The sequence below is a fragment of the Deltaproteobacteria bacterium genome, from assembly GCA_011773515.1.
In the GTDB taxonomy this organism is placed as follows: Bacteria; Desulfobacterota; Deferrimicrobia; order J040; family J040; genus WVXK01.
Window position 1 is genome coordinate 129,917 of sequence record WVXK01000114.1, and the last position, 3,174, is coordinate 133,090.

The following is a 3,174-nucleotide window of genomic DNA, read 5'->3' on the forward strand; positions in this document are numbered from 1 at the left end:
CGGTTTCCAGTTTGTGGTTTTCGGTTTCCGGTTTACGGTTGAACCAGAAACGAGAAACCAGANNACTCTCGGTTATTCTGTGTGTTTGTAATGCGGAATGTGGATTTCGGAATGCGGAATAAATACAGTTCAGAGTTCATAGTTTGGAGTTTCGAGTTCAAAGTCTGGGAAGGAGTAAGGAGAAAGTTGTGAAAGCAACTCATATCACCTATCTCCTATCTACTTTCGACTTTCAGGTTTTGAACCATGAACTATGAACGAGGTTGGCTCACATCGCCCTCTCCTGAAAGAGTTTCCTCATCTCCCCGGGAATTGCGTACTTCTTTTCCTCCTGGTAGTCGAACATGACCTGGACGGACTCGGCATCGGCCACCAGTTCGTCGGTGTCCCTCTTTCTTATCTCGTATTGGAAGACGAAGCTCGTGTTTCCCATCTCCTTCACCCGCAGGTATATCCTCAGGTATTCCCGGTAAAACGCGGGAGCCCGGTAATTGATCTTCACCGATGCGACGATGTAGCCGATCTTTCGAAACTCCGGGCGGCCTTTGAAAATCCATCCGCCAAAACCGGTGCGGCCCTCCTCGAGATAGGTCAGGTACACCGCGTTGTTTACATGGCCCATCATGTCCACGTCCCTGAACCGAACTTTCAGCTCGTAGTGATACGGAAAACCACTGCTCATCACTTACCCCCTGCACTTTTTCCGGGCGGAGACGCTGCCCCTGGCCGCCCGGGAGATCTCATCCATCGCCGAAGATCGCCGCGGCAAAGCTCACGGCCGACATGGTTGGCTCGTCGTACCACACATCGTAGTCGAGCACCGCGGCCCTGCTCCCTTCGAAGAGCTCGAGGAGGAGGGCAAGCGGGGAAGCACCGCACACGTTGTACCGGTCGTCAACCTTCTTGAGTTCGGAAAAGAAGCCCCCGGGGTCTCCCCCTTCAAGGTTCTCGAGAAGGATCCGGTCGTGCTCCCTGAACTCCCCTTCCATGAATTTGGCGGGGCTGTCATGGCCAAACTTCGGCCCCACGTGAGAGAGGTCGACGCCCGCCACGACGACCCACCTGTGCCCGTCATCGGCAAGCAGATCAGCCAGCCTGTCGGCGAATACCCGTATGGCAGGGACATCGGAAGGCCTCGATGCGATGTGAAGAGTCCTTTTGAAGGAGCCGCACAAAACGGGGACGGCCATGAAATCCTTGTCGGGAAACAGGTACCGCAAAAAGACCGCCTGGAACTCCGCTGAGTGCTCCATCTGGTGTGGAAAGTCCACGGGGCAGATGCCCTTTCCCATGCCCTTTTCGAGAAACCTTACCGCATCCACATCGGTCGATACCGGGCCAAGAGGCGTCTCGTAGTCCTTCTCCGTCAGGGAAAAAAAATAGTCACCCATGTTGTGGCCCGTGCACAGAAGAAGAACCCTGTCGAACTCGCAGTCCCTGATGCTCGAGTACCCGCGCGCATAGACCCTTTTTCCCACCTTCATGTCTATGTGGGGGACGACGAGCGCGCGAAGGCCTTTAACCGGCGGCGGCGAAACGTCAACAGCCGCCTGGAAGAGCTCTTCCATGAAATCCAGGAGTTCCTGGCGGCTCCCCGGATATGATTTCCCGGCAAGGTGTGCCGGGCGAACCGGCAGGGCGGCAAATTCCGCATAGACCCTCTCCCTGGCCCGCTGGTACCTTCCCGTATCCAGGAGGTAATAGGAATCGAGCTCGTCGATGAACCTTTTCACCTCCTCTTCCATGACGAGGACATTCCCGCGGACGTGCATCATGACGAGCTGAAGGTCACGGACCGTCCTCTCGCCGTCGAACATGGAAAGGAGGCGCGCATGGGACTCCGGAATGACTGCAGGCTCACTGGTAAGCCCCAGGGGGTCGCTCACGACGAATACCCGTTGCTCCCTCAGCGTTGCGGGGAATATCTGAATGTCCTGCCTCAACTTTGGAAGTACGCTCTGTCCCATCGTTCCCCGCGCGGTCTTATTTTGCTGAAAGGGCAACGGAGCAGGCGAGGCATTTCCGTTCCCCCCTGGGCAGAATTATCGAAAAGCTCTCAGATGAGAGAGCGCACCTCGAGGACCTTGAAGTAGGCAACGTACTTGAGGGCATCTGCAACCGCCTCTCCCAGCTTGGCCTTTAATCCCAGCTTCTTTCCTTCCAGCATCGCGCCCGAGTCTTCCAGGTTGGAGATGAGGAGTTTCAGCCGGGCTCCCTCGTATCCCTTCCCCGATGAAATGTAAAGATAGGAGGCGTGCGGGTTTTCGAGAAGGTTCTTATAGGTCGTTCCCTCGGTCATGCCGAAGGCGATCGTCTCCTCATCAATGATGACCGGAACGGCGTAGATCGCCATGTTGATTTCGCCCTGCGTATTGGATGTCCCGATCACTCCCGTTCCGCCCTTCTGGAAAATCTCTCTCAGGTTCATTTTGCTCTCCCCTTCCCTGCTTACTCTTGCTCAATCTGCGCGGCCAGATAGTTCTCGAGCCCGATCTGCTTGATCTGGTCGAGCTGCATTTCGAGCCAGTCCACATGTTCCTCTTCGTCTGAAAGAATAGACTCAAGGAGGACCTTCGTCCCGTTGTCACCCGCCTCGGCGGCCTGCAAAATACCGCTGTTGTATGCCTTGACCGCTCCGAGCTCTGCAGAGAGGTCATTTTGAAACTGGGACTTGACGTCCTGGCCAATGAACATCTTTTTGAGCTTGTCCATAACGGGCATGCCATCGAGGAAAAGGATTCTTTCGATCAGCTTTTCCGCGTGCTTCATCTCGGCGATGGAACGCTCCTTCGTCTTGGCGTAAATCTTCGCGTAGCCCCAATTGTCACAGAGTTCGGCGTGGAGAAAGTACTGGCTTATTGCAGTCAACTCGTCGGAGAGCAGATCGTTCAGCGTGGCGATCAGCTTCTTGTTCCCTTTCATGGGCGCCCCCTTCGTTTTTTTAAAATTATAGCACCGAAGATTTCCAATTGCTTGATTGAAATTTGGGCTTTCCTGCCCCTTTCTCCCGTGAATATCAGATGAAGCGACAGGGTCTTTCACTCAGGAAGGCAAAATTGTATGGCACCGGCCCTTCATTTCGTTGTAAAATTTTCTGGGCCACTAGCTCAATTTGGCAGAGCAGCTGACTCTTAATCAGGAGGTTCCGAGTTCGAGTCTCGGGTGGCCCACCAA

General features: G+C 54.7%; 4 protein-coding genes and 1 tRNA gene. 1 reads left to right on the forward strand and 4 read right to left on the reverse strand.

Going from position 1 to position 3,174, the window contains the following annotated elements; translation table 11 throughout:
- Positions 1-268: 268 nt before the first annotated feature.
- The 4 genes from GTN70_12705 to bfr form a co-directional block, all read right to left on the reverse strand.
- Positions 269-682: a YbgC/FadM family acyl-CoA thioesterase gene (locus GTN70_12705; GenBank protein NIO17813.1), complete on the reverse strand. Its 414-nt coding sequence runs from the start codon at positions 680-682 to the stop codon at positions 269-271.
- 58 nt (positions 683-740) lie between these two features.
- Positions 741-1,967 (reverse strand): AmmeMemoRadiSam system protein B, encoded by a 1,227-nt coding sequence (gene amrB, locus GTN70_12710; protein NIO17814.1) that lies wholly within the window; start codon positions 1,965-1,967, stop codon positions 741-743.
- Positions 1,968-2,056: 89 nt separating this feature from the next.
- Positions 2,057-2,428 (reverse strand): pyridoxamine 5'-phosphate oxidase family protein, encoded by a 372-nt coding sequence (locus tag GTN70_12715; protein ID NIO17815.1) that lies wholly within the window; start codon positions 2,426-2,428, stop codon positions 2,057-2,059.
- A gap of 20 nt (positions 2,429-2,448) precedes the next feature.
- A complete protein-coding gene (gene bfr / locus GTN70_12720) occupies positions 2,449-2,922 on the reverse strand; it encodes a bacterioferritin (GenBank protein NIO17816.1) in 474 nt (157 codons plus the stop codon).
- A 174-nt stretch (positions 2,923-3,096) separates the two neighbouring features.
- On the opposite strand from bfr, the gene GTN70_12725 reads away from it, so the two are divergent.
- Positions 3,097-3,173 (forward strand) — tRNA-Lys (locus GTN70_12725).
- The last annotated feature ends 1 nt before the right edge of the window (position 3,174 follow it).

Coding starts and splice junctions, on each gene's coding strand:
- amrB (NIO17814.1), bottom strand. CDS start 1,967: ATGGGACAGAGCGTACTTCCAAAGTTGAGGCAGGACATTCAGATATTC.
- GTN70_12715 (NIO17815.1), bottom strand. CDS start 2,428: ATGAACCTGAGAGAGATTTTCCAGAAGGGCGGAACGGGAGTGATCGGG.
- bfr (NIO17816.1), bottom strand. CDS start 2,922: ATGAAAGGGAACAAGAAGCTGATCGCCACGCTGAACGATCTGCTCTCC.
- GTN70_12705 (NIO17813.1), bottom strand. CDS start 682: ATGAGCAGTGGTTTTCCGTATCACTACGAGCTGAAAGTTCGGTTCAGG.